The organism is Thioclava sp. F42-5 (genome assembly GCF_002213195.1).
GTDB classification, from domain to species: Bacteria; Pseudomonadota; Alphaproteobacteria; order Rhodobacterales; family Rhodobacteraceae; genus Thioclava; species Thioclava nitratireducens.
The window spans coordinates 44,070-68,801 of record NZ_NBNZ01000008.1; the positions used below are offsets into that span (position 1 = coordinate 44,070).

Here is a 24,732-nt window from a genome sequence, read left to right on the forward strand (position 1 = left end):
TAACGTCATTTCCATGGATTTCGCGAACGGGGACATCGTCAAGATTTTGAGTTCGATCTGGGCGCAGATCGAAATCTTCCTCAATTCTATGGTCTTGCCCTCGCGGCTCTGGCAATTCGGGATCATCGCGGCGTGTTTTGCGCTGGCCCATCTCGGGCGCATCTGGCTCGCGCCGAAAGTCGACGACTGGGGGCGGAGGCGTGAGCTCTCGACCCGTCAGCTTCGCTGGCTGATCCTGCTCCGGAAGCGTCTGCGCGGATTTCTCTTCATCGTGTTCGCATGGGCGTCGGTGTTCGTGCTCGAGGCAACCAAGGGTTTTTATTCCTGGCGCTTCCTCGTGGTGCTGGCCGCCACGCTCGTCACGGCATGGCTCGTCGTCGGCCTCGTCGCGCGGCTGATCCGAAATGCGCTCCTGCGCGGTATCGTGCGCTGGGGCGCGTGGATCTGGGTCACGCTCTATTACCTCGGGCTGTGGGACGAAACGGTGCGGCTCTTGAACGGGACCGCGGTCGAATTCGGTGATTTCCGCATCACGGCCTACGGGGTTCTCAAGGCACTGGTGCTGACGACGATCCTCCTGTCGGTGGCGCGGATCATCTCTGGGCAGACCTCGGCGCGGCTGCGGACCAACGAGGATATCAGCCCGTCGATGTCGGAGCTGGTCATCAAGGTGATGCAGGTTCTGCTTTACGGCGCGGCGCTGTTCATCGGGATCAAGGCGGTAGGATTCGACCTGACCGGGCTTGCGGTTCTGTCCGGTGCGATCGGCGTGGGCCTTGGCTTCGGTCTGCAGAAAGTCGTGTCAAACCTCGTCTCGGGCGTGATCATCCTGCTGGATAAATCGATCAAGCCCGGCGACGTGATCAGCCTTGGCGAAACCTTCGGCTGGATCAATTCGCTGGGCGCGCGCTATGTCTCGGTCGTCACGCGCGACGGCAAGGAATACCTGATCCCGAATGAAGACCTGATCACGGGGCAGGTGGTCAACTGGTCCCATTCCAACGAATTCGTCAGGATCGACCTGCCCTTCGGCACCTCCTATCACGATGACCCGCATCTGGTGCGCAAGCTCGCGGTGGAGGCCGCGCAATCGGTGAACCGCGTCCTGAAGAACCGCCCGACGGTTTGCCACGTGACCGGTTTCGGCAACAGTTCGGTCGATTACCTCCTGCGGTTCTGGATCACCGACCCGGTCGAGGGACTGACCAATGTGCGCGGCCAAGTGTTTCTCGCGCTCTGGGATACGTTCAAGGCGAACGGCATTTCGATCCCGTTCCCGCAACGCGAAGTGCGCGTGCTCGAAGGGTCACAGCTTGACTTGCAACAGGCTCCGGAAACGCATAGCGAAAATTCGCCGCAGGAAAATTGAAATCGGACCTGCGGAATGCTACTTTTGAAAGACGTCCAGCGCCGGGACTATTGTGGCGCGTAACATCTGGAGGACCATGTCCTGTCTCATCTTTCCCTCGTGCCGAGTGATGCCGGCACAAAGGCAGCGGCCATGAATACACGGGCCGTCAACGCCGAAGCGACGAGCGAAGAAATCCTCGCGCGCGTCATCTCTTCCCTCGAAGACGACAAGGCCGAAGATATCGTGACCATCGACCTGCGCGGTCGGTCCTCGATCGGCGACTATATGGTTGTCTGTTCCGGGCGCAGCACGCGTCAGGTCAGCGCCATAGCCGAAAACCTGACCGAGCGGCTGAAGCACGAATTCGACCGGGCTTGCAAAGTCGAGGGCAAGGATCAGGGCGACTGGGTGCTGATCGACAGCTCCGACGTCATCGTTCACGTCTTCCGCCCGGAAGTGCGCGAGTTCTATCAGCTGGAAAAGATGTGGATGCCTGCGGGCGCCCCCGTCTGAGTTCGGCTGCATGAAGATCACGATCTGCGCGGTGGGCCGCTTGCGCAAGGGGCCCGAGCGCGAGCTGATCGACGACTACCTGAAACGCTTCGAGAAATCCGGGCGCGCCTTCGGGCTCGGCCCGGCTTCCGTCGTCGAGGTCGAAGACAAGAAAGGCTTGGGGCAGGGCGCGGAAGCAGAGTTGCTCAGCCGCGCCATTCCCGAGGGATCGGTCATCGTCACCCTCGACGAACGCGGCAGCCTGATCTCATCGCCGGAATTCGCCACGAAACTGCAAGGCTGGCGCGATCAGGCGCGCGACGTGGCTTTCGTGATCGGCGGTGCGGACGGGATCGACCCGGCCCTGCGCAGCCGCGCCGAGTTTTCCATCTCCTTCGGCAAGATGGTCTGGCCGCATATGCTGGCGCGCGTCATGCTGACCGAACAGATTTATCGCGCCGGACAGATCATCGCCGGCACACCCTATCACCGCGTCTGATCGACAGGTCACTAACCTCTGCTCCCATCGACAGCTTGCACCGCATCACGACGACGTTACGCTGCGTCCGAAAATGATGTGCAGCAGGTCAGGCCCGATGAATACTCTTCGAGACATGAACATATCCGGCGCGTCCATTTCCCGCGAGGCAATGATGCTACTGGGGTTCCAGCGCACGCGCCAGATTTCCGGCACTGCGCGAAAGGCTTGGGAAGACGGTGACAGGGGACCCGCGTTCGAAGAAGTCGAGACCCGCAACGAGGAGATCTTTCGCGGCGCGCTCGCCGAGGTCTTCACCGAGTATCTACCGCTGCGCAAGACGCTCGAGGAAACCGGCCGCCGTCCGACCCATGTGGTCGACATCGGCTGTGGGCAGGGGCTCAACGACGCATTGCTGATCAAGGATTACGATTGCGCCGTGACCCTGATCGATATCGAGGAAACCCCGGAGCAATATCATTTCTGGAGCGATACCGGTGCAGGCTATGCCTCGCTCGACGCCGCAGCGGCGTTCCTGCGCGACAATGGCGCCCGCGCGGTCGAGACACTCAACCCGGTCAAGCAGCCTGATGCGCTGGACGGAGTCACGGGCGATCTTGTCACCAGCCTGATTTCCTGCGGCTTCCATTATCCGATCGGCGATTATCTCGACCTGATGATGCGGGTGATCCGGGACGGCGGGGCTGTCGTGCTGGACCTGCGCCGGCGCTATATGGAAAAGCCCGACTCGGCGCTCGCCTCGCTGCTCGAGGTCACGCGACAGACCGAGATACTCAGCTACGAGAAGAAGGCGCGGCGGATCATGTTCCAGGCCTGAGCCTCGCATGCCCCCGGTTGCCGCGACGGCCTGCGAGGCGTATGAGGGGGCAACAGATTAGGAGGCCGCCATGACCCGCCCGAAACCCGTCGTCCTGTGCATTCTCGATGGCTTTGGCGAGCGAAAGGAGCGCGAAGGCAACGCGCCCTTGCTGGCCGACACCCCGAACCTCGACCGTGTCCTGTGGAACAACCCGGCGAAATCGACGCTGGTGACCTTCGGCCCCGATGTCGGTCTGCCGAGCGGTCAGATGGGGAACTCCGAGGTCGGCCACACCAATATCGGCGCGGGACGGGTGGTGGCGATGGATCTGGGCCAGATTGATCTGGCGATCGAGGATGGCTCTTTCTTCGAGAACCAGGCGATCTTGTCCTTCATCGACACGATGAAAGAGAGCGGCGGGCGCGCGCATCTGATGGGCGTCATCTCGGATGGTGGCGTGCACGGCCATATCGAACATACGCTCGCTGCGGCGAAAATGGTCTCGGAGGCAGGCGTCCCCGTGCTGATCCACGCGATCACCGACGGGCGCGATGTCGCCCCCGATAGCGCGAAGTCCTTCGTTTCGGATCTTTGCGACCGGCTTCCCAAAGGCTGCACCGTCGTCACCGTCGATGGCCGCTATTACGCGATGGACCGCGACAACCGCTGGGACCGCGTCGGCCTTGCCTATGACGCGATGATCAACGGCAAAGGGCAGGGGGCAGACACCCCCGTGGCCGCGGTCGAAGCCAGCTACGACAAGGACGAGATGGACGAGTTCATCAAGCCCACCGTGATCGGCGATTACGAGGGCGCAAAGGATGGCGATGGCTTCTTCTGCCTCAACTTCCGCGCCGACCGCGCGCGCGAAATCCTGCGCGCGATCGGCGAGCCGGACTTCTCGGAATTCGAGACGGGAACGCGTCCGAAATGGGCGGCGCTGCTGGGGATGGTCGAGTATTCCGACAAGCATAACGCCTATATGAAGACCGCCTATCCGAAGCGCGAAATCGTCAACACGCTCGGAGAGTGGATATCAAAACAAGGGCTTAGCCAATTCCACTTGGCGGAGACAGAGAAATATCCGCACGTCACCTTCTTCCTCAACGGCGGCAAGGAAGAGCCGTGGGAAGGCGAAGACCGCTACATGCCGAAATCGCCCAAGGTCGCGACCTATGACCTGCAGCCCGAGATGAGCGCGCCGGAAGTCACCGACAAGTTCGTCGAGGCGATCGAGACCGGGTACGACCTGATCATCGTGAACTACGCCAATCCCGATATGGTCGGCCATACCGGCTCGCTGAAAGCCGCGATCGCTGCGGTGGAAGAGATCGACCACGATATCGGCCGCGTCGTCGAGGCGCTGGAGGCTGCGGGCGGCGCGATGATCATCACCGCCGATCACGGCAATTGTGAAACCATGATCGATCCGGAAACCGGCGGTCCGCACACCGCGCATACCACGAACCTCGTGCCGGTCTCTCTGGTTGGCGGGCCGGAGGGCGCCAAGCTGCGCGACGGACGGCTTGCGGATCTCGCGCCGACGCTACTGGACCTGATGCAAATCGACCAACCCGAAGAAATGACAGGAAAGAGCCTGATCGTATCGTGATCCGCGCCGCACTCGCAGCTCTTCTGATTTCGGCCGGGCCGCTTTGGGCGGACGGATCGGGCGACGCCGCACTCAAGGCCTCGGCCGATCTGCGCAAGGCGATCACCGCGCTCGACGCGGCGCAGTCGAAGTCGGATCGCATTGCAGCACTAACGAAAACGATCCATGCCTATGAACAAGGGCTGAGCGCGCTGCGCGACGGGTTGCGCCGCGCAGCGATCCGCGAGCGCGAGATCAAGCAAGGCTTCGACGCGAAACGTGAAGAGCTTGGCAGTTTGCTGGCGGTCATGTCGACCATGCAGCAATCCGACGGGCCGCTGCTGCTGCTGCATCCGTCCGGTCCCGAAGGCTCGGCGCGGTCCGGGATGGTACTGTCCTCGGTCGCGCCCGCCTTGCAGGACGAGGCGCAGAAGCTGAGCGTCCACCTTGAGGAAATTGCGACCCTGCGCAAACTGCAGGAAAACGCGCGCGAGACCCTCGAAAAGGGGATGGTCTCGGTGACCAAGGCACGCACTGCGCTGTCGGAGGCCATTTCCGAGCGCCGCGAAAAGCTGCCGCAGCGCTATCTCGAGGAACCCGAGGAGCTGACCGCGCTGGTGCAAAGCGCCGATACGCTCGAAGGCTTCGCGACCGGGTTGAGCGATATGGAAAACGATATCGGTCCGCCGCGCGGAGATTTCGCGGGCGCAAAGGGCACGCTGAACTTGCCGGTTATCGGCTCGGTGCTGCGTGGCTTCAACGAACCGGATGCGGCAGGGATCAAACGTCCCGGCCTCGTGATTGCCAGTGAGCCGGGATCTCTGGTCACGACGCCTTGGGCTGCGACGATCCGATACCGCGGTCCCTTGCTCGACTACGGAAATGTGATGGTCCTCGAACCCGCAGATGGATATCTTCTGGTTCTTGCGGGCCTCGGAACCGTCTATGGTGAGGTCGGAGACGTGCTGCCAAAGGGCACGCCCATCGGCTTGATGGGCGGAATTCAGCCGGGAGCGAAGGAATTCGGCAAGGAATTCGTGCAGGCGGCGACAGATGGCGCTGGTGCAGATCGCAGCGAGACGCTTTATTTGGAACTGAGAGAGGGCGGCAAGCCCGTGGACCCGACGCCGTGGTTCATCCAGACAAAAGACGACAAGGGTTGAGTATGAAAAAGTTCATGATGGCAGCGGTTGGCGGGACGCTTGCGGGCGCGCTTCTGTCCACGCAAGTCGCGGCGCCGCTGATGGCCGAGGAAACGAAACGCAACGAAACCGTCTACCAGCAGCTGGACCTGTTCGGCGACATCTTCGAGAAGATCCGCCAGGACTATGTCGAGCCGGTCGATAGCAAGAAGCTGATCGAAGCCGCAATCAACGGCATGCTCAGCTCGCTCGACCCGCATTCCAGCTACCTGCCGCCTTCCGATTACAGCGATATGCGCGTGCAGACGCGCGGTTCGTTCGGCGGTCTCGGTATCGAGGTCACGCAGGAAGACGGCTTCGTGAAGGTGGTTTCGCCGATGGACGGTACGCCCGCGGCCGAAGCCGGCATTCAGTCCGGCGATTTCATCACCGCGGTCGATGGCGAGTCCCTGATGGGTATCCCGCTCGATCAGGCAGTCGACAAGATGCGTGGGCCGGTCGGCTCGGACATCACCGTGACCATCGTCCGCGAAGGCGAGCAGGATCCGTTCGACGTCACGCTGACCCGCGACACGATCAAGCTGACCGCCGTGAAGGGGCGCCATGACGGCGATACCGTCATTCTGCGCATCACCACCTTCAACGACCAGACCTTCCCGAACCTCGAATCCTCGATCAAGGAGCAGGTGAAAGAGGTCGGCGGCATGGACAAGGTCGACGGCTTCATCATCGACTTGCGCAACAACCCCGGCGGTCTTCTGACGCAGGCGATCAAGACGGCGGATGCGTTCCTCGACAAGGGTGAGATCGTCTCCACCCGCGGTCGGAACCCGCAGGATAGCGAGCGCTTCAACGCGACCGCGGGCGACATGGCCGACGGCAAGCCGATCGTCGTGCTGATCAACGGCGGCTCGGCGTCGGCTTCGGAAATCGTGACCGGCGCGCTGCAGGATCATCACCGCGCGATCGTCGTCGGCACCAAGAGCTTCGGCAAAGGCTCGGTCCAGACGGTCATGCCGATCCAGGGCGAGGGCGCGATGCGTCTGACCACCGCGCGCTACTACACGCCGTCAGGTCGTTCGATTCAGTCGCTGGGCATTGCTCCCGACGTTGTCGTGCCGCAGCCCGATCAGCCGAAATCGCAGGATAAGGCGGCCGCTGAAGGCGACAACGCCCGCAAGATGACCTCCGAGGCCGATCTGAAAGGTGCAATCACCAACGACTCGATGACCGAGGACGAAAAGAAACAGGCCGAGGACGAGCGCGCGAAAGCCGAAGAGGCCGCGAAGCGCCGGATGGAAGATTTCCAGATGTCGTACGCGATTGACCTGATCAAAGGCCTCTCGGCCATCGCGCCGGAAGCCAAGGCTGACACCGCGTCGACGCAGCAAGCCGAAGCGCCGAGCGCCGACAGCAAAACCGACACGCAGCAGAATTGAGGGGAAGGGGCCTTCGGGCCCCTTTTTCATATGACTCCCGAAGAAATCGTTAAACTTCCTTACCGCCGCAATGTCGGCGTCGTTCTGATGAACCCCGCGGGCCTCGTCTTCGCGGGCCAGCGCATCGACAATCCTGGACCGGCCTGGCAGATGCCGCAGGGCGGGATCGACAAGGGTGAAAAGCCGAAAGAAGCCGCACTGCGCGAGCTGGAAGAAGAAACCGGGGTGAACCCCGATCTCGTCGAAATCGTCGCGAAAACCTCCGATTGGGTACGCTACGACCTGCCGCACGATCTTGTGCCGAAAATCTGGAACGGTCGCTGGCGCGGGCAGGAGCAGAAATGGTTCCTGATGCGCTTCCTCGGCTCCGACGATCAGGTGCGCATCGACACCGACCACCCCGAATTCTCGGTCTGGCAGTGGATGCCCTTCGACGAACTGGTCGAGAAGATCGTCCCCTTCAAACGCTCGGTCTACGAGGCCGTTCGCGCCGAATTCAGAGACTATCTCGGCTGAATTCTCAGAAATCGAGGCCCAGATCGAGCGTCCGCGCCGAATGGGTGAGCGCACCGGAAGAGATGTAATCCACGCCGGTCGCTGCCACTTCGGCAATCCGCTCGAGCGTCATGTTCCCCGAGGCTTCCAGTACGACGCGGCCCGCATTAAGCGCCACGGCCGCACGCAGCTCCGCGCTGTCCATATTGTCGAGCAGGATGACATCGGCGCCACCGATTTTCAGCGCCTCTTCCATCTGGCGCAGCGTGTCGACTTCCAGCTCGATCCGCATCATGTGACTGCGCGCCGCTTTCGCTGCTTCGAGCACTGCGCGCACGCTCCCGGCGGCCGCAATATGGTTATCCTTGATCAGGATCGCGTCCGACAGGCCGTAACGATGGTTGAAACCGCCGCCATGGGTCACCGCTGCTTTCTCGAGCGCGCGTAGACCCGGGGTGGTCTTCCGGGTGCAAGTGATACGCGCCTTCGTGCCTTCGGTTTTCGCGACGAAGCTCGCGGTTTTCGTGGCAATCCCGCTGAGGCGTCCCGCGAAATTCAGCGCCACCCGCTCCGCCATCAGGATCGACGCGGCCGAGCCATCGACCGTCAGCAAGGTCTCCCCGGCTTGGCACGGTTTGCCATCCGCGATCAGTATCGAGACGCGCAACGTCGGATCGACCAGTCGAAACGCCATCGCCGCGACCTGCATACCTGAAGCGACGCCATCTTCCCGCGCTTTCAGTCGCGCGGAATAGGTCTTGCCCGCCGGAATCACCGCCTTCGTCGTCGCGTCGCCCATCGGCGAAAGGTCTTCGACCAGCGCGGCGCGGACAATCGGTTCGATCAGCAAATCGGGCAACATATCAGTCCTCCAGGGCTGCGGCGCGAATTTTCAGCGCCTCCTCCAGCGTGATTTTCGTTCTTTTCGCCAAGTTAGGATCCATGTCCGGAAAATCGGAACGGAAATGGCCGCCGCGGCTCTCTTCGCGCGCAAGCGCCGCTGCAGCGATCAACGTGGCCGTCGCGGTCATGTTCCGCATCGTTTCCGTGCGGGCCTCCGCCTCGATCTTCGCAATGACGCGCAGGGCCGCCTTCAATCCCTCCGCATCGCGCACGACACCGACACCATCGGTCATCGCGTTGCGCAGCACCTGCACGGCTGCCTCGTTCACCGGGACATCGCCGTCGGGAAACGCGGGGGTTACCGGCTCAGCGTCGGCGATATTTCCAAGCTCAGCAGCGATACCGACAGCGCAAATCCGTGCGAAAACCAAAGCCTCAAGCAACCCGTTCGACGCCAGGCGGTTCGCGCCATGCAGCCCGGTCGACGAGGCTTCGCCGCAAACCCAGAGCCGGTCGAGCGAACTGCGTCCCTCCGTATCGGTATCGACTCCGCCCATATGATAATGTGCGGCCGGCGCAACGGGGATGACGCCGGAAACAGGGTCTATTCCGGCCCGTTCGCAGGCTTCGGCAACGGCGGGGAAGCGGGTCAGGACTTCGGCCCCTAGGGCTGCACGCGTATCCAAAGCGGGTTCGCGCCCGGCCTGTCGCTCCAGGTAAACCGCCCGGGCCACAATATCGCGCGGAGCAAGCTCCGCGTCGGGATGAACGGAGAGCATGAAGCGCTCGCCATCCGCGTTAATGAGTATTGCACCTTCACCGCGCAGCGCTTCGGTCGCGAGCGGGGCAGGGTCTTCGCCACTGGCGATCGCGGTCGGGTGGAACTGTACGAATTCCGGATCGGCGATCCGCGCGCCAGCGCGCGCAGCCATCCCGATGACCTGCCCACGGATCCGAGGCGGGTTTGTCGTAACGGAAAACAGCCCGCCGGACCCGCCGCCCGCAAGCAAAACCGCCGGGCTTTTGATCAGAACGGGCCCCGAAGGCTCAAATGCGCGTTCGATCCACACGCCGGTCACGCGGTCGTCTTCGGTCTCCAGATACGTGGCCAGGACGCCTTCGAGAACCTGAACCGAGGGTGCCTGCCGGACTGCCGCGACGAGAGTCTGCATGATCTCGCGACCCGCCTGATCGCCTTTCACCCGGACGACCCGCGCGTGACTGTGCGCTGCCTCGCGCGACATCACGTAGTCGCCCTCGGGATCGCGATCGAAGGGCGTTCCGAGTTCGGTCAATGCGAGGATGTGCTGACGTGCTTCTTCGGTGACCAAATGGGCGATTTGCGGTGAAACAGTGCCTGCTCCGGCGATCATCGTGTCGCGTGCATGCGCCGCAGGCGTGTCGCTGACCGACATCGCCGCCGCGACACCCCCCTGGGCCCAAGCCGATGATGCGCCTTCGCCCAGAGTTTCCGGCGAGATGATGAGAACGGGGCGGGGCGCGAGGCTTAGGGCCGCGTAAAGTGCGCCCAAGCCCGCGCCGACGATGACGATCCGCTGCGTTTCGATCACTTCGCCAGCGTCCGGGAGAGTTCGATCATCCGCTCGACCGCGACGCGCGCTTTCTCGGCAATCTGCGGGTCGACGATCACTTCCTCGGTCCCGGTATGCAGCGACCACAGGATTTTTTCGAGCGTGATTTTCTTCATGTAGGGGCACATATTGCACGGACCCACAAAATCTACTTCCGGTAGCGCGTCGGCGATGTTGGATGCCATCGAGCATTCCGTCACCAACATGGCCTCTTTCGGCTTGTCGGTTTCGACGTATTTAATGATCCCCGACGTCGAGCCCGAGAAATCGGAGGCCGCGACAACATCCGGCGGGCATTCCGGGTGCGCGATGATCCGGGTATCTGGGTGCATCGCGCGGAAGTCACTGATATCCTTGGCAGTATACTGCTCGTGGACGATGCACGAACCTTCCCACCAAACCACATTCTTCTCGGGAACCTCGTTCGCCACGTTCTGCGCAAGGTACTGGTCCGGGGTCATGATGACCGTGTCACTCTCCATCGTACGCACGATCTGCGCGGCGTTGGACGAGGTGCAGCAGATGTCGGACGCGGCTTTCACCTCGGCTGTTGTGTTAACGTAGCTTACCACGGGCGCGCCCGGGTATTTCGCGCGCATCTCCGCAATGCCGTCAGCGGTGATCGACTCTGCCAGCGAGCAGCCGGCTTTCATATCTGGGATCAGGACGGTCTTGGCCGGGTTCAGGATTTTTGACGTTTCGGCCATGAAGTGCACGCCGCATTGGACGATCGTGCCCGCCTGAACTTTGGTCGCTTCGATAGCAAGCTGCAGACTATCACCTACTACATCTGCCACGCCGTGGTAGATTTCCGGCGTCATGTAGTTGTGAGCAAGAATTACCGCGTTCTTCTCTCTCTTCAACTGGTTGATTGCGCGGATATACGGCGCGTAACGCGCGAAATCCGGAAGGGGGATAACGCGATCCATCTTTGCGTGGATCTCGTGCATTTCCTCGGCCAACTCGATGGACGGCGCAAGATCATAGGTCTCGGCCAGCGTGGCACGCATTTCAGTCAGGTCCAGCATGGACGGTACTCCCGCTCTCTCCCTAAGAAGCCCCCGATTTAAGGGAGGTTGACGCTCGGTTAAATGGGAAACTTGTTTATTTTGATAGAAAAGGCGCCGAGGTCAGTCGTAACGGTTCCAGATCGCCGCTTCTCCCAGCTTGGCGACAAAGGCAGCATGGGCTTCGGCTTCTTCAGCAGTCAAACGTGGGGGCAGGGGCTCCGGACGGGGCTTCGGACGCCAGCCTTGATTTGCGCCGGCTTGCAATTTCTGACCGGTTTCAACGGGTTGCAGTCCAAAGCCCGGCTGCCGACCGCCAATCAGCTCGAGGTAGACCTCAGCCAAAATCTCACTGTCGAGCAGCGCGCCGTGCAAAGTCCGCGACGAGTTGTCGATGCCGAAACGACGGCAGAGCGCGTCGAGCGTCGCGGGCGAGCCAGGAAATCTACGCCGTGCCATCGCGAGCGTATCGAGTGCGCGTTCATCCGGGATCAGAGGCATTCCGGCCCAGCGAAGCTCGGCATTCAGAAATTTCATGTCGAACTTGGCGTTGTGGATCACGAGAACCGAGTCCGTGCCGATGAAATTCAGGAAATCGAGGCCGATCTGGGCGAATTTGGGCTTGTCCGACAGGAATTCGTCGCCCAAGCCATGCACTTGGAAGGCTTCCTGCGGCATCGAGCGCTCGGGGTTAATGTATTGGTGATAGGTGTTACCGGTGGGCATGTGATTGAACAGCTCAACCGCGCCGATCTCGACGATCCGATCGCCGTCTTCCGGCTCGAAACCCGTGGTTTCGGTATCGAGAACGATTTCACGCATTTTGCTCACCCCTGATCTGCGCGATCAGGTTTCGCACATCTTGGCGGGTCTGCTCAAGATCGACGGTTTCGATGATGAAGGTCGCGCGGCGGCGTTTCTCTGCGTCCGGCATCTGTCGCGACAGGATGAAATCGAGCTGCGCCTCGGTCATCTCGGGCCGCTCCAGGACGCGCGCGCGCTGAACCTCCGCCGGCGCGGAAACGACAAGAGTGGCATCGCAAGCAGCATCAGCCCCGGTTTCGAACAAAAGAGGGATGTCGAGGAGGATCAGATCCGCCTCTGAGTGATCCGCGATGAACTGGCTACGAGAGGCCGTCGTGAGTGGGTGAACGATCTCTTCAACGCGGTTTAGAGCCGTTTTGTCGTTCGCGAGCAGTTTTTTGAGCTCCACCCGATCCACTGCGCCCGCCTTGATCGCAGAGGGAAAAGCAGCGGCGATCGGCGCAACGGCCGCACCATCCTTCGCATAGAGATCATGCACCGTCTGATCCGCATCCCACACGGGCACGCCGGCCTCGGCGAACATCGCGGCGGTCGTGGATTTCCCCATCCCGATGGAGCCGGTCAGACCGAGCAGGAAAGGCTTGCTCATCCCCCGAGCACCGCGTTGCGGACGGTTTCGCCGACTTCCGGGCGCTGGCCGAACCAACGCTCAAATCCCGGGACGGCTTGATGCAAAAGCATGCCAAGCCCGTCGACCACGGTGCATCCCGCGTCTTCGGCCTCGGTGAGAAATTTGGTCTTAAGAGGTGTATACACGAGATCACAGCAAGTCGCGCTGGGACGCAATGCATCGAGCGGAACGCGAAACTCCGACTTGCCTATCATACCGAGCGACGTCGTGTTCACCACTGTCGCCGCATCTTCGAGCATATTGCCCGCCCGCACCCAATCGTAAACGACCAGACGCGCCCCGAATTCCTGACGCAGCGCATCGGCGCGCGCCCGCGTCCGGTTCGAGATACGGATTTCCGGCGCTCCGCTTTCCAGAAGCGAAGCGACGATGGCGCGCGCAGCCCCACCTGCACCGAGAACGGCAGCCGGGCCAGACTTCGGGTCCCAGTTCGGGGCATTCTGCCTCAGATTAGCGATGAAACCGTAACCATCTGTATTATCTGCATAAATCTTGCCATCCGGGCGGAACACCAAAGTATTCGCAGCGCCGATAAGGGCCGCACGATCGGAGATGACATCGGCAATCTCGAGCGCGCGGATCTTGTGCGGGATCGTCACATTCGTGCCGACGAACCCCGCCTTGGGCAAGGTCCGAAGCACGGTTTCCAGATCGTCACTGGCCACATCCATCGGAACATAGAACCCTTCGATCCCGTATTCTGCAAACCATGTGCGGAATAGAAGCGGCGAGCGCGAATGCGCGACCGGCGATCCGATGACGCCAGCGAGGGGAATGCGCGGATGATCCGTCATGTCGTGAAATCTCCTCGGGCATGAAGCCAGTTAAGGAATTCGATCAAGGGAAGGCCCAGAACAGCAAAATAATCGCCTTGGACACGGGAGAAAAGACGCACGCCTTCCTCCTCGAGCTTGTAGCTGCCCACGGACCAGCGGATGCTCTCCCAGTTCCGGGCGACGTAATCGTCGATGAAGGGCTCAGTAAGCTCATGCATCGTCAGACGAACTTCGCCCACATGGCGCCAGAGCGGCTCGCCATCCCGGATCGCAACCATCGCGGAAAGCAGTTTGTGGGTTTGGCCGGAGAGGGCACGCAACTGCGATTTCGCGTCCTCCGGTGTCTCCGGCTTCGACAAGACCGTGCCTTTAAGCTCCAGAACCTGATCCGCGCCGATCACTAGTTCTCCGGGATGGCGCGCCGACAGTTTCGCAGCCTTCATCTCGGCGAGAAGGTCCGCGACATCGCGCGGCTTTGCTTCTTCGGCCTCCAAACTCCGCCTGATCGTGTCCTCGTCGATGCGCGCGGGCGCGACCGTCACCGACAGACCGGCGTTGCGCAGAAGCTGCGCGCGGATTTCTGAAGCGGAGGCAAGGAGGATGTTCATGAACTTGTGGATAAGCAGGCGCAGAAGTCTCGGGGTCGAATTGGGCATAACGCGGATCGGCGGATTACTCCACCGGATCGGCACGTTTCATGGCAGATTTACGAAACTTGTCCACCTGTGGAATTCGGATTCGGGCCGTTGGGGACATGGTGGGGACTTCACAGTTTTCTCCAAAGAGTTATCCACAGGATGACGTTGAGACTCTCCGAGAGATAAACACGCAGCATCAATGTGTTAGGAGAAACTAGCCAGCCGAAAGATTCCTTCCCACCAGATGTTTTCCGCCTGTGGAGAAACTCTTGATAAAGTGTTAATCCACATCATCAACAGGGCCTACATCATCATCATCTTTTTCTTTAAAGAATCTTTTTTGAAGATGATGGCAGCTGTCAGCCGGAGGCGAGATGACCGATTTCCTGAGCACTTGGTATTTGTGGATCAAAGCGCTCCACGTGATGGCGATCATCACATGGATGGCGGCCTTGTTTTATTTGCCGCGGCTTTACGTTTACCACGTCGAAGGGCTGAACAAGGCGGGCATGGTGCGCGACAGTGATCAGGAGCTTCTGTTCCGGCATCAGGAACGGCTTCTTCTCAAGGCCATCATGAACCCGGGGATGATCGCGAGCTGGCTCTTCGGTCTGATGCTCGTCTTCACGCCGGGCATCGTCGATTGGTCAAGCGTCTGGCCGTGGACCAAGGCTGCGGCCGTTCTAGGCATGACATGGTTCCACATGTGGTGCGCGAGGGAACGCAAGGCGCTCGCAGAGGGCAGGGCGAACCGCACGGGGCGCTACTACCGCATGATGAACGAGATCCCGACGATCTTCATGATCGTTATCGTCGCGTCGGTGATCGTGAAATTCTGACTTTCGTTGACTCAGCGACGCTTTGCGCTTATCTGCCTCGCCAAGCCCCGGCCGTCCTGGCCGACCGGTTTTTCTGAGACAAGACGAATCTTTGCGCCCATCGCTCTGGTGAGGCGCCAGCTGCAGGTAATCCGATGAGCGATGAACGCCTCAATCTCTCCGACTTGAAAGCCAAGAGCCCGAAGGAACTTCTGGCGCTGGCCGAAGAATGGGAGATCGAAAACGCCTCGACCATGCGCAAGGGCGAGATGATGTTCTCGATCCTGAAGGAGCATGCCGAGGATGACTGGGTCATCGGTGGCGATGGCGTCCTCGAAGTTCTGCAGGATGGTTTCGGCTTCCTGCGTTCGACCGAGGCGAACTATCTGCCGGGTCCCGACGATATCTACGTCTCGCCCGACATGATCCGCCAGCACAGCCTGCGCACCGGCGATACCGTTGAAGGCGTGATCCGCGCGCCCGGCGAGAACGAGCGGTATTTCGCGTTAACGAAGGTTGAGCGGATCAACTTCGAGGAGCCGGAAAGGGCGCGCCACAAGGTCGCTTTCGATAACCTCACGCCGCTCTATCCCGATGAGCGCCTGAAGATGGAAATCGAGGATCCGACGATCAAGGACCGTTCGGCCCGGATCATCGACCTCGTCGCGCCGATCGGGAAAGGCCAGCGTTCGCTGATCGTTGCCCCGCCGCGGACCGGTAAGACGGTTCTGCTGCAGAATATCGCGACCTCGATCGAGCGTAACCACCCGGAATGCTACCTGATCGTTCTGCTGATCGACGAACGACCGGAAGAAGTCACCGACATGCAGCGTTCGGTGAAGGGCGAAGTGATCTCTTCGACCTTCGACGAACCGGCGACGCGCCACGTTGCGGTGTCCGATATGGTCATCGAAAAGGCCAAGCGCCTTGTCGAGCATAAGCGCGATGTCGTTATTTTGCTGGATTCGATTACCCGTTTGGGCCGCGCCTTCAACACCGTCGTGCCGAGCTCGGGCAAGGTGCTCACCGGTGGTGTCGACGCGAACGCGCTGCAGCGTCCGAAGCGGTTCTTCGGGGCTGCGCGGAACATCGAAGAGGGCGGCTCGCTGACCATTATCGCGACCGCGCTGATCGATACCGGCTCGCGGATGGACGAAGTCATCTTCGAAGAATTCAAGGGCACCGGTAACTCGGAGATTGTGCTGGACCGCAAGGTTGCCGACAAGCGTGTCTTCCCGGCGATGGACATCCTCAAATCCGGCACCCGGAAAGAGGATCTGCTCGTCGATCAGAAGGATCTTCAGAAAACGTACCTTCTGCGCCGCATCCTGAATCCGATGGGTACGACCGATGCGATCGAGTTCCTGATCTCGAAGCTCAAGCAGACCAAAACGAACTCGGAATTCTTCGACTCGATGAACGGCTGAGGCCGTCCTATCTTCCGCACGGAAGAGGATTGCTATGGACACGATCTATGCTCTGGCCACGGCCCGCGGAAAAGCGGGCGTGGCCGTCATTCGTATTTCAGGATCGCAAGCCTGGTATGCGGCGCGGGAACTGGCGGGAACCTTGCCGGAACCGCGCATCGCCGGGTTGCGCAGGCTGCGGCTCGCGGGTGAGGAACTCGACGAGGCGGTGGTGCTGTGCTTTGAGAATGGGGCCAGTTTTACCGGCGAAGAGGTCGCGGAACTGCATATCCACGGGGCGATCGCGACGGTCTCGGCTGTCTTGCGTGCGCTTGGACGGATCGACGGGTTGCGGCTTTCAGAACCTGGTGAATTTACCCGGCGGGCGTTGGAGAACGAACGGCTCGATCTGGCACAGGTCGAAGGACTTTCCGATCTGATCGAGGCTGAGACAGAGGCGCAGCGCAAACAAGCGTTGAAGGTTTTGTCAGGCGCGGTTGGCGCTCTGGTCGAGGATTGGCGGGCGAAGTTGATCCGGGCGGGGGCGTTGGTCGAGGCGACGATCGACTTCGCGGATGAGGAAGTTCCGGTCGATGTTTCGCCCGAGGTGTTGGAGCTGATCGACGCGGTCACAGCCGGAATTCGCGATGAATTACGCCGGATTGGTGCGGCGGAACGGATCCGCGAAGGGTTTGAGGTAGCGATTGTCGGGCGTCCGAATGCCGGGAAATCAACCTTACTCAACGCGCTCGCTGGGCGCGAAGCCGCCATTACCTCCGAAGTCGCAGGCACGACGCGCGACGTCATCGAGGTGCGAATGGAGATCGGCGGGCAGGCGGTGACCTTGCTCGACACCGCTGGCCTTCGCGAAACCGACGATGTCGTGGAAGCGATCGGGGTGGAGCGGGCTCTGGAACGCGCCCGGCAATCCGACCTGCGCGTCTTCCTGCTCGACGGCGAAGAAGTACCGCTGATCGCGCCGGAACCGGGCGACCTGGTGGTGCATGGCAAATCGGATATCGCCGAGCATGAGGGGCTGAACGTGTCCGGAAAGACAGGAGCAGGTCTGGCAGAACTTATCTCCGCAATCGAAGAAAGACTGTCCGGGCTTGGTGAGGGCGCCGGTGTGATGACGCGCGAGCGACACCGGGTTGCAATGCAACGTGCATTCGGGGCTTTGGAATCGGCGCGAGATGAGGTATTGGGCGGGTCCGACCGGAGCGAGCTGGCAGCGGAATCACTGCGCCAGGCGGCTTGGGCGCTGGAAGCGTTGCTCGGGCGGGTGGATGTCGAGAACCTGTTGGACGAGATTTTCTCGAGCTTCTGCATCGGAAAGTGAGGAGTGTTTCACGTGAAACATTACGACGTCATCGTGATCGGAGGCGGGCACGCCGGAACCGAGGCAGCGCACGCCGCCGCCCGGATGGGCGTTCAGGTGGCCTTGGTGACCCTGCGCGCCGACGCGATCGGGGTAATGTCGTGCAATCCCGCGATTGGTGGGCTTGGAAAAGGCCATTTGGTGCGCGAGATCGACGCGATGGATGGCGTTATGGGGCGGCTGGCCGATGCGGCGGGGATTCAATTTCGCCTTCTTAACCGACGTAAAGGGCCAGCGGTGCAGGGTCCCCGCGCTCAGGCGGACCGTAAACTCTACCGTGAGGCCGCCCAGAGGGCGACTGCGGCGCAACCCAATCTTGAGGTGATCGAAGGGGAGGTGACCGACCTGAGCGTCAAAAACGGTCGTGTGACCGGCGTGATGCTTGCAGATGGTGTAGCGCTTAGCTGTCATTCGGCGATCCTGACTTCGGGAACGTTCCTGAATGGCGTGATTCATATCGGTGATCAGCAGCGTCCAGGAGGTCGCATCGGGGATAGGCCGTCGCGTGCACTCGCAGAGCGGCTTTATGCGATGGAGCTGCCTATGGGCCGTCTGAAAACCGGTACGCCGCCGCGGCTGGATGGGAAGACGATCGCTTGGGAAAAATTGGAGAGCCAGCCGGGCGATGATCATCCGGTGATGTTTTCCTTCCTTAACCGATCGCCCGAAGTGCGGCAGATTTCCTGCGGGATCACCCATACGAATGGGCGGACTCACGACATCATCCGGGGCAATCTCGACCGCTCAGCAATGTATGGCGGGCATATTTCTGGGGTTGGCCCTCGCTATTGCCCGTCTATCGAAGACAAGGTCGTCCGTTTTGCCGACAAGGATTCGCATCAGATCTTTCTTGAACCGGAAGGGCTGGACGACAACACGGTCTATCCGAACGGGATTTCGACTTCGCTACCTGTCGATGTTCAGGAAGATTACGTCCATTCGATCTTCGGTCTGGAAAATGTGAAGATTCTGCAACCCGGTTACGCGATCGAATATGACTATGTCGATCCGCGGGCACTGGACGGCACGCTGCAGTTGCGCGCTGTGCCTGGCCTATATCTTGCGGGACAGATAAACGGTACCACAGGATATGAGGAAGCCGCCGCCCAAGGTTTGGTCGCGGGGTTGAATGCGGCGTCTTCCGCCAAGTCGGGCGAACCGGTGCAATTCAGCCGGACCTCAAGCTATATCGGCGTGATGATTGACGACTTGACCTCACGCGGCGTTACCGAACCTTACCGGATGTTTACCTCGCGCGCCGAATTCCGCCTGTCGCTGCGGGCTGATAACGCCGACCAACGTCTGACCGGGATGGGGATCGAGATTGGCTGCGTTGGCGAAGCGCGCCGTGTGCAGTTTGAAAAAAAGTCCGCCGAGCTTGCGGCTGGAGGCGAATTATTGCGGTCGATTTCGCTTACGCCGAAGGAAGCGAAGGAGAAGGGGTTCAAGGTTAACGAGGATGGGACTCGCCGGACGGCGTTCGATCTCTTGTCCTTCCCGGATATTACAATGCCCGCTTTGCAGGAGGCGCTTCCGGAACTGAAAAATCTTTCCGAAGATGCGGCGCGGCAATTGTCGATCGATGCGCTTTACGCGAATTACGTGGCGCGTCAGGAGGTCGACGCGGCCTCTCTCAAGCGCGACGAGGGCTGGGAAATCCCCGAAGATTTCGATTTCGATTCTTTGCAAGGGCTTTCGAACGAGCTGAAGGCGAAGCTTCAGCGCGCGATGCCCAAGACTTTAGGTCAGGCGGGGCGTATAGATGGAGTGACGCCGGCTGCGCTGACCTTGATCTTAGCGCGCCTGCGGCAGTCAAAGCGGGAACGCTCTGCATGACCACGCCCGAAGCCGAGGAGTTTGCGAAGCGATTCGATGTTTCACGTGAAACACTGGATAAGCTCCTAGCCTACGAAGTCCTCCTGAAGAAATGGAACCCGGCGATCAACCTCGTCGCGAAATCGACCTTGGAGGATGTGTGGTCGCGCCACTTCCTCGATTCGGCCCAAATATTCGCGATGGCGCCTGAAAATGCGCAGATATGGGCGGATTTTGGGGCAGGGGGAGGGTTTCCAGGCCTGGTGATCGCCGTTTTGTCGGCAGAAAAAGAGCCCGAGAGGCAAGTGGTTCTCGTCGAGTCGGATCTTCGCAAATCTGCGTTCCTCTCGACGGTCAGTCGCGAATTGTCGCTCAATACCCGCGTTATCGCGCAGAGAATCGAAGAAATCGCTCCGCTGGACGCGGGCGTCGTTTCTGCCCGTGCTCTCGCTAGCCTGCCAAAATTGTTGGAATTCACCGCGCCACATCTGAAGCCGGACGGGACGGCCCTCTTTCCGAAAGGCGCACGCTGGCAGGAAGAACTTGCGCAGGCGCGGGAAAGCTGGTCCTTTGACCACGAGGCGATCGAAAGCCTCAGCGATCCAAACAGTGTTGTCCTGAAAATCCACGGAGCCGAGCGTGTCTGACCCAATTCGCGCAAACGAACCGAAAATTATTGCGATTGCGAACCAGAAGGGCGGCGTGGGCAAGACGACAACGGCGATCAATCTCGCTGCCGGGCTCGTTGAGGCCGGGCGGAAGGTGCTTCTGATCGACCTGGATCCGCAGGGGAACGCGTCGACGGGGCTCGGAATCGAACCTGATGATCGCGAACTGACGACCTATGATCTTCTGATCGAGGATGCGCCGGTTTCGTCAGTCTTGCACAAGACGGAAATCGACGGTCTTTACCTCTGTCCAGCGACAACGGACCTGTCCTCGGCCGATATGGAGCTCGTTTCGACCGAAAAGCGCAGCTTTCTTCTGCATGACGCGCTACGACATCCTGATGTCGATACCTATGGCTTCGACTATATATTGATCGACTGCCCGCCTAGCCTTAGCCTGCTGACCATCAACGCGATGGTCGCATCGCATTCGGTGCTGGTGCCGCTTCAGGCGGAATTCTTCGCGCTCGAAGGGCTTTCGCAGCTGATGCTGACGATCCGGGAGATCCGCCTCAGCGCAAATCGAAACCTGCGGATAGAAGGGATCGTTCTCACGATGTATGACGTGCGGAACAATCTCTCGCAGCAGGTGGAGGCGGATGCGCGCGCGACCTTGGGTGAGCTGGTTTTCCGTACGATGATTCCCCGGAACGTGCGGGTCTCCGAGGCGCCTTCCTACGCGATGCCGGTGCTCAACTATGACAGCAGCTCGCGCGGAGCGGTGGCCTATCGAAACCTGGCGAGCGAATTGATGTCGCGGCACGAATTGGCAAAGGCGGTGTGAGCATGGCGAAAGAACGCGAAAAGCGTGGATTGGGACGCGGTTTGTCGGCTTTGATGGCGGATGTCGATTTGAACCCGGCTGAGACGACGGCATCGCCGCGCCGGCCGGAGCAATATGTGCCGGTCGAGAAGATCGAGCCGAACCCGGACCAGCCGCGTCGCGATTTCGAGCCCGCCGCCCTGGAAGAACTGGCGGCGTCGATCCGCGAAAAAGGCGTGATTCAGCCGCTTATCGTGCGCAAACACCCGACGAAGCCGGATCATTATGAGATCGTGGCCGGTGAACGCCGGTGGCGCGCGTCGCAGATGGCCAAGCTGCACCAGCTTCCGGTCATCATTCGCGAGTTCAACGACACGGAAGTTCTTGAAGTCGCGATTATCGAGAACATTCAGCGCGCCGACCTCAACGCGTTGGAAGAAGCACTGGCCTACAAGCAATTGATGAGCCGCTTCGGCCACACACAAGAAAAGCTGGCCGAGGCGCTGTCGAAAAGCCGTAGTCATATCGCCAACCTGATGCGTCTGCTGCAACTTCCCGAAGAAGTGCAGGGCTACCTGCGCGAGGGGAAACTCTCCGCTGGTCACGCGCGGGCGATGATTACCGCTGAGGATCCGGTCGGTCTGGCCCGGCAAGCCGTGGCAAAGACGCTGTCGGTGCGCGATGTCGAAAAGCTCGCCAAGAAGCAGCAGGGTGGGGAAGAGCGCAAGGCGCGTCCGAAGCCCCAGAAGGATGCCGATACGCGCGCGCTCGAAGGCGATCTTTCCGCGACGATCGGGATGAAGGTCGCGATCGATCACACGAGCAATGGAAGCGGTAAGATCACGATTTCCTACGGTGATCTGGAGGAGCTCGACCGTCTTTGCCAGATGCTCAGCAACGGCTGATCAGCTATTCGGGCGAGTCCAGATGAAAATCAGAACGCCGAGCAGCGTAATCCCCTGAATCGCCAAGATGCCGACTGGCAACCGGAAGGCTAACGACAGGCCAAAAGCCGCGAAAACAGACACTGTTGCCGCGATTTTTGCGCGTTTCGCGATAGCACGCCGTTCCTGCCAGTCGATGACCTGTGGCCCGAAACGCGGATGGGTGATGATCCAGTTGTGCAGGCGATCGGAGGACCGCGCGAAGCAGAACGTCGCTAGAAGCATCAGGGGAACGGTAGGGACAAGCGGCAGGAACAGCCCGATGATACCGATGGCGGTCGAGACGATGCCAAGCGTGAGCCAGACGATGCGCATCAGGGGATCAGGTCGCGAATGATGGCGTTCAGGACCGGGCGGCCTTGATCCGTCGCGCGCAGAAATCCGTTCACTCTCTCGATCATGCCGATATCCTCAAGATGGCGCATCGTCGCCTCGTCGAGCGGTGAACGCGAGATCGTGTTGAACCGTTCCATCTCGAGCCCTTCGGAGAGGCGTAGCGCGAATAGAAGATACTCGATTGCCTGCTCTTCGCGGGGCAGGGCGGCGCGTTCATTCTCTCCGGCACCGGTTTTTTCCACCTGCGCAAGCCAGGCGCCGGGTTGTTTGAGCGTATCGGTGGCGTGACGGACACCATATTCGGTCAGGCGCCCATGTGCGCCGGGACCGATGCCGATATAGTCCCCATAACGCCAGTAAATCAGGTTGTGGCGGCTCTCGGCGCCCGGACGGGCGTGGTTCGAGATTTCATAGGCGGGGAGGCCGTGCTTCTCGCAAATTTCCTGCGTCGCAAAATACATTTCGGCGGAGATATCGTCCTCCGGAATGCCGCGGAGCTTGCCTGCATCGTGCCGCGCACCGAACACGGTGCCGGGTTCAATGGTCAGCTGATAGAGGGAGAGGTGGTCGACTGCCATTCGCAGCGCCTCGTCCAGCTCTGACTTCCAATCTTCGATCGTCTGGTGCTGGCGCGCGTAGATCAGATCGAAGCTCACACGGTCGAATTGCTTGCGCGCAATGTCGAAGGCTTTCTGGCCTTCTGCGACCGAATGCATCCGGCCCAAACGACGCAGATCTTCGTCGTTCAGCGCCTGCATCCCCATCGAGACGCGGTTCACGCCAGCCTCGGAAAAGGCTCTAAACCGCCCGGATTCGACACTTGTGGGGTTTGCTTCGAGGGTAATCTCGAAATCGTTGCTGGTTTGCCAGTTTCTGCGAATGCGTTCGATGATCGCGGCGACGATCTCGGGATTCATTAGCGATGGAGTGCCGCCACCGAAGAAAACCGTGTTGAGGATCCGGCCTTCGGTCTGAGCGGCATAGCGGTCGAGTTCGCTGAGATAAGCAGAGAGCCATCGTTTTTGGTCGATGGCGGTCGCGACATGCGAATTGAAGTCGCAATAGGGGCATTTGGCGGCACAGAACGGCCAGTGAAGGTAGAGGCCGAACCCTCCGTGCCGCCAATCCTCGATCATTTCGCCTCGAATACCGTAACGAATTTGCGGAAAGCGTCCGCACGGTGCGAAATCTCGTTCTTCTGCGCGGGGTCCATCTCCGCGAAGGTGAGATCGCAGCCCTCGGGCTGGAACATCGGGTCGTAGCCATGGCCAAGCGCGCCGCGCATCGGCCAGACCAGTTGACCCTCGGCGCGGCCTTCGAACACTTCGTCATGCCCGTCGGGCCAAGCGAGAACCAAGGTCGAGCGGAACCGCGCAGTCCGTGGCGAGGCGGCCTCGATATCGTCGCAAGCCTTCCACGTCTTCTCCATCGCCATGGTGAAATCGCGACCGTTCGGGGTCGTCGCCCAATCGGCGGTATAAACGCCCGGCGCCCCGTCGAGACAGTCGACTTCAATCCCGGAATCGTCAGCCAAGGCGGGCAGGCCCGTCGCCTTGGAAGCGGCGTGCGCCTTGATCCGGGCATTGCCGACGAAGGTGCTCTCGGTCTCTTCCGGCTCGGGTAGGTTCATTTCCTTCGCGCCGACCACCTCGACGCCGAAAGGCGCGAGGATAGCTTTGATCTCCTCGAGCTTCCCAGCGTTATGGGTCGCGACCAGCAGCTTCTTCTCGGTGAAGCTCCTCATCCGATCGCCGCTTTCTGCGCTTCGACGAGCTTCGCCGCGCCTTCCTCGGCCAGATCGAGAAGCCGATCCATCTGCTCGCGCGAGAAGGTCGCGCCTTCGGCCGACATCTGCACTTCGATGAGCTTGCCGCCCCCGGTCATGATGAAATTCCCGTCGGTGCCCGCTTCGCTATCCTCGGCATAGTCGAGATCGGCCACCGGCTGGCCCGCATAAATGCCGCAGGACAAGGCTGCGACATGGTCGAGCAGCGGATCCGAGGTGCAGGCGCCCGATTTCATCAACTTGTTCGCTGCGAGACGCAGCGCGACCCAACCGCCGGTGATCGAGGCGCAACGCGTGCCGCCATCGGCCTGGATCACATCGCAATCGACGACGATCTGACGCTCGCCAAGCGCCGAACGATCTACGCCAGCGCGTAGAGCGCGTCCGATAAGTCGTTGAATTTCAACGGTTCTTCCGCCTTGCTTGCCCGCCGCGGCCTCGCGACGGTTACGCGTGTTGGTCGCGCGCGGCAGCATGCCGTATTCTGCGGTCACCCAGCCAAGGCCGGAGCCTTTCAGGAAGGACGGGGCGCGATCCTCGATGGTGGCGGTGCACAGCACATGGGTGTCGCCCATTTTGATGAGGCATGACCCTTCTGCGTGTTTCGTAACCCCGGTCTCGATTGAAATCGGGCGAAGTTCGCTTAACTCTCTGCCGGAAGGGCGCATCGTGGGGTCCTTTCTAATGAATTCACCCCA

The 24,732-nt window shown here is 60.7% G+C and carries 26 protein-coding genes; 15 read left to right on the plus strand and 11 right to left on the minus strand.

Features of this window, described 5'->3' with window-relative positions; genetic code table 11:
- The first annotated feature begins 13 nt into the window (after window positions 1-13).
- The 8 genes from B6V74_RS16990 to B6V74_RS17025 all read left to right on the plus strand — a co-directional run bounded on the left by B6V74_RS16990 (window position 14) and on the right by B6V74_RS17025 (window position 7,829).
- Window positions 14-1,369 carry a mechanosensitive ion channel domain-containing protein gene (locus B6V74_RS16990; protein ID WP_075776746.1) on the plus strand — a complete coding sequence of 452 codons (1,356 nt, stop codon included), beginning with the start codon at window positions 14-16 and terminating at the stop codon, window positions 1,367-1,369.
- Window positions 1,370-1,501: 132 nt separating this feature from the next.
- A complete protein-coding gene (rsfS, locus tag B6V74_RS16995) occupies window positions 1,502-1,864 on the plus strand; it encodes a ribosome silencing factor (protein ID WP_075776745.1) in 363 nt (120 codons plus the stop codon).
- Window positions 1,865-1,874: 10 nt separating this feature from the next.
- On the plus strand, window positions 1,875-2,342 hold the full coding sequence (rlmH, locus tag B6V74_RS17000; protein ID WP_088723493.1) for a 23S rRNA (pseudouridine(1915)-N(3))-methyltransferase RlmH: 468 nt from the start codon (window positions 1,875-1,877) through the stop codon (window positions 2,340-2,342).
- A 154-nt stretch (window positions 2,343-2,496) separates the two neighbouring features.
- Window positions 2,497-3,159 (plus strand): class I SAM-dependent methyltransferase, encoded by a 663-nt coding sequence (locus tag B6V74_RS17005; RefSeq protein ID WP_088723494.1) that lies wholly within the window; start codon window positions 2,497-2,499, stop codon window positions 3,157-3,159.
- Window positions 3,160-3,229: 70 nt separating this feature from the next.
- The gene (gene gpmI, locus B6V74_RS17010; protein WP_088723495.1) at window positions 3,230-4,753 is read left to right on the plus strand and encodes a 2,3-bisphosphoglycerate-independent phosphoglycerate mutase; all 1,524 of its coding nucleotides are present in this window, start codon (window positions 3,230-3,232) and stop codon (window positions 4,751-4,753) included.
- Window positions 4,750-5,895 (plus strand): peptidoglycan DD-metalloendopeptidase family protein, encoded by a 1,146-nt coding sequence (locus B6V74_RS17015; RefSeq protein ID WP_075776741.1) that lies wholly within the window; start codon window positions 4,750-4,752, stop codon window positions 5,893-5,895. The genes gpmI and B6V74_RS17015 overlap by 4 nt, the downstream gene beginning before the upstream one ends.
- Window positions 5,896-5,897: 2 nt before the next feature.
- Window positions 5,898-7,313 carry a S41 family peptidase gene (locus B6V74_RS17020; protein ID WP_077701052.1) on the plus strand — a complete coding sequence of 472 codons (1,416 nt, stop codon included), beginning with the start codon at window positions 5,898-5,900 and terminating at the stop codon, window positions 7,311-7,313.
- A gap of 30 nt (window positions 7,314-7,343) precedes the next feature.
- Window positions 7,344-7,829, plus strand: coding sequence for an RNA pyrophosphohydrolase (locus B6V74_RS17025; RefSeq protein WP_088719943.1), 486 nt, complete (start codon window positions 7,344-7,346; stop codon window positions 7,827-7,829).
- Between the two features lie 4 nt (window positions 7,830-7,833).
- Here the strand turns inward: B6V74_RS17025 and nadC are convergent, their stop codons facing one another.
- The 7 genes from nadC to B6V74_RS17060 form a co-directional block, all read right to left on the minus strand.
- A complete protein-coding gene (nadC, locus tag B6V74_RS17030) occupies window positions 7,834-8,670 on the minus strand; it encodes a carboxylating nicotinate-nucleotide diphosphorylase (RefSeq protein WP_088723496.1) in 837 nt (278 codons plus the stop codon).
- A gap of 1 nt (window position 8,671) precedes the next feature.
- Window positions 8,672-10,222, minus strand: a complete 1,551-nt coding sequence (locus B6V74_RS17035; protein ID WP_088723497.1) for an L-aspartate oxidase — start codon at window positions 10,220-10,222, stop codon at window positions 8,672-8,674.
- Window positions 10,219-11,271: a quinolinate synthase NadA gene (gene nadA / locus B6V74_RS17040; protein WP_088723498.1), complete on the minus strand. Its 1,053-nt coding sequence runs from the start codon at window positions 11,269-11,271 to the stop codon at window positions 10,219-10,221. Before nadA ends, B6V74_RS17035 begins: the two co-directional genes overlap by 4 nt.
- 102 nt (window positions 11,272-11,373) lie before the next feature.
- Window positions 11,374-12,072: a DNA polymerase III subunit epsilon gene (dnaQ, locus tag B6V74_RS17045; RefSeq protein ID WP_088719946.1), complete on the minus strand. Its 699-nt coding sequence runs from the start codon at window positions 12,070-12,072 to the stop codon at window positions 11,374-11,376.
- Window positions 12,065-12,664, minus strand: a complete 600-nt coding sequence (gene coaE, locus B6V74_RS17050) for a dephospho-CoA kinase (RefSeq protein ID WP_075776735.1) — start codon at window positions 12,662-12,664, stop codon at window positions 12,065-12,067. The genes dnaQ and coaE overlap by 8 nt, the downstream gene beginning before the upstream one ends.
- Window positions 12,661-13,500, minus strand: a complete 840-nt coding sequence (locus B6V74_RS17055) for a shikimate dehydrogenase (RefSeq protein WP_075776734.1) — start codon at window positions 13,498-13,500, stop codon at window positions 12,661-12,663. The genes coaE and B6V74_RS17055 overlap by 4 nt, the downstream gene beginning before the upstream one ends.
- Window positions 13,497-14,138, minus strand: a complete 642-nt coding sequence (locus B6V74_RS17060) for a Maf family protein (protein ID WP_240497136.1) — start codon at window positions 14,136-14,138, stop codon at window positions 13,497-13,499. The genes B6V74_RS17055 and B6V74_RS17060 overlap by 4 nt, the downstream gene beginning before the upstream one ends.
- A gap of 356 nt (window positions 14,139-14,494) precedes the next feature.
- Here B6V74_RS17060 and B6V74_RS17065 point away from each other — a divergent pair, with 356 nt between their 5' ends.
- From B6V74_RS17065 to B6V74_RS17095, 7 genes are all read left to right on the plus strand, one after another.
- Entirely contained in the window at window positions 14,495-14,959 is a 465-nt protein-coding gene (locus tag B6V74_RS17065; RefSeq protein WP_088723499.1) for a CopD family protein, read from the plus strand.
- A gap of 134 nt (window positions 14,960-15,093) precedes the next feature.
- Window positions 15,094-16,365: a transcription termination factor Rho gene (rho, locus tag B6V74_RS17070; RefSeq protein WP_075776732.1), complete on the plus strand. Its 1,272-nt coding sequence runs from the start codon at window positions 15,094-15,096 to the stop codon at window positions 16,363-16,365.
- Between the two features lie 34 nt (window positions 16,366-16,399).
- Window positions 16,400-17,683 carry a tRNA uridine-5-carboxymethylaminomethyl(34) synthesis GTPase MnmE gene (mnmE, locus tag B6V74_RS17075; RefSeq protein ID WP_088723500.1) on the plus strand — a complete coding sequence of 428 codons (1,284 nt, stop codon included), beginning with the start codon at window positions 16,400-16,402 and terminating at the stop codon, window positions 17,681-17,683.
- 12 nt (window positions 17,684-17,695) lie between these two features.
- Window positions 17,696-19,558, plus strand: a complete 1,863-nt coding sequence (gene mnmG, locus B6V74_RS17080; RefSeq protein WP_088723531.1) for a tRNA uridine-5-carboxymethylaminomethyl(34) synthesis enzyme MnmG — start codon at window positions 17,696-17,698, stop codon at window positions 19,556-19,558.
- The gene (gene rsmG / locus B6V74_RS17085) at window positions 19,555-20,184 is read left to right on the plus strand and encodes a 16S rRNA (guanine(527)-N(7))-methyltransferase RsmG (protein WP_088723501.1); all 630 of its coding nucleotides are present in this window, start codon (window positions 19,555-19,557) and stop codon (window positions 20,182-20,184) included. The genes mnmG and rsmG overlap by 4 nt, the downstream gene beginning before the upstream one ends.
- Window positions 20,177-20,989: an AAA family ATPase gene (locus B6V74_RS17090; RefSeq protein ID WP_075776728.1), complete on the plus strand. Its 813-nt coding sequence runs from the start codon at window positions 20,177-20,179 to the stop codon at window positions 20,987-20,989. Before rsmG ends, B6V74_RS17090 begins: the two co-directional genes overlap by 8 nt.
- A 2-nt stretch (window positions 20,990-20,991) precedes the next feature.
- Window positions 20,992-21,873 (plus strand): ParB/RepB/Spo0J family partition protein, encoded by an 882-nt coding sequence (locus B6V74_RS17095; RefSeq protein WP_075776727.1) that lies wholly within the window; start codon window positions 20,992-20,994, stop codon window positions 21,871-21,873.
- Here the strand turns inward: B6V74_RS17095 and B6V74_RS17100 are convergent, their stop codons facing one another.
- Genes B6V74_RS17100 through rph form a run of 4 tightly spaced genes read right to left on the minus strand, consistent with a single transcriptional unit; the run spans window position 21,874 to window position 24,702 of the window.
- Complete coding sequence (locus tag B6V74_RS17100; RefSeq protein ID WP_075776726.1) at window positions 21,874-22,227, minus strand: YbaN family protein; 354 nt, start codon at window positions 22,225-22,227, stop codon at window positions 21,874-21,876. It abuts the gene before it with no gap.
- Window positions 22,227-23,384, minus strand: coding sequence for a radical SAM family heme chaperone HemW (gene hemW, locus B6V74_RS17105; protein WP_206185220.1), 1,158 nt, complete (start codon window positions 23,382-23,384; stop codon window positions 22,227-22,229). Before hemW ends, B6V74_RS17100 begins: the two co-directional genes overlap by 1 nt.
- Window positions 23,381-23,992 carry an RdgB/HAM1 family non-canonical purine NTP pyrophosphatase gene (gene rdgB, locus B6V74_RS17110; RefSeq protein WP_088723502.1) on the minus strand — a complete coding sequence of 204 codons (612 nt, stop codon included), beginning with the start codon at window positions 23,990-23,992 and terminating at the stop codon, window positions 23,381-23,383. The genes hemW and rdgB overlap by 4 nt, the downstream gene beginning before the upstream one ends.
- On the minus strand, window positions 23,989-24,702 hold the full coding sequence (gene rph, locus B6V74_RS17115; RefSeq protein WP_088723503.1) for a ribonuclease PH: 714 nt from the start codon (window positions 24,700-24,702) through the stop codon (window positions 23,989-23,991). The genes rdgB and rph overlap by 4 nt, the downstream gene beginning before the upstream one ends.
- Window positions 24,703-24,732: the final 30 nt, after the last annotated feature.